The 531-nt window shown below is 79.5% G+C and carries 1 protein-coding gene; it reads right to left on the bottom strand.

What is annotated here, in order from left to right:
* Window positions 1-531 (bottom strand): lysophospholipid acyltransferase family protein (locus tag FGF04_RS39810; RefSeq protein ID WP_149516237.1); only part of this gene is annotated, 531 nt, incomplete at both ends.

A 531-nucleotide genomic window follows, 5' to 3' on the forward strand; every position in this document is an offset into this window, starting at 1 on the left:
GGTAGCGCAGGCGCACCGGCTGGACGGCCGCCCCCGCGTCGAGGGCGGCCTGGAAGGCGGCCCCGCGGAACCGGCCCTGCGCCCGGCCGCACCAGGTGCTGCCCTCGGGGAAGACCGCCACCGCCCCGCCCCCGCGCAGGGACCGGGCGATCAGCCCGACGGTCCGCGGCAGGGCGCGCAGCCGGTCGCGCTCGATGAACAGCGCGCCGCTGCTCGCGGTGAGTGCCCCCGCCACGGGCCACCGCCTGATCTCGGCCTTGGCGAGCATCCGGGCGGGGCGGACCGCGGCGAGCAGCGGGATGTCCAGCCAGGAGACGTGGTTGGCCACCAGCAGCAGGCCGCCGGTGGGCGGGGCCGCGCCGGTGGTCCGTACGCGCACCCCGGCGCTGCGCACGATCGTGCGGCACCAGGCCCTGACGAGCCGGTCGCGGAGGGCGGCGGGGATCCGCGCGACGACCGGGATCAGGGCGATCCCGGCGCCGACCACGAGGAGCAGCGCGGCCAGCCGCAGCACGGCACGCGGCACGGCGG

It is taken from the genome of Streptomyces apricus (assembly GCF_008369065.1).
Classification (GTDB): domain Bacteria; phylum Actinomycetota; class Actinomycetes; order Streptomycetales; family Streptomycetaceae; genus Streptomyces; species Streptomyces apricus.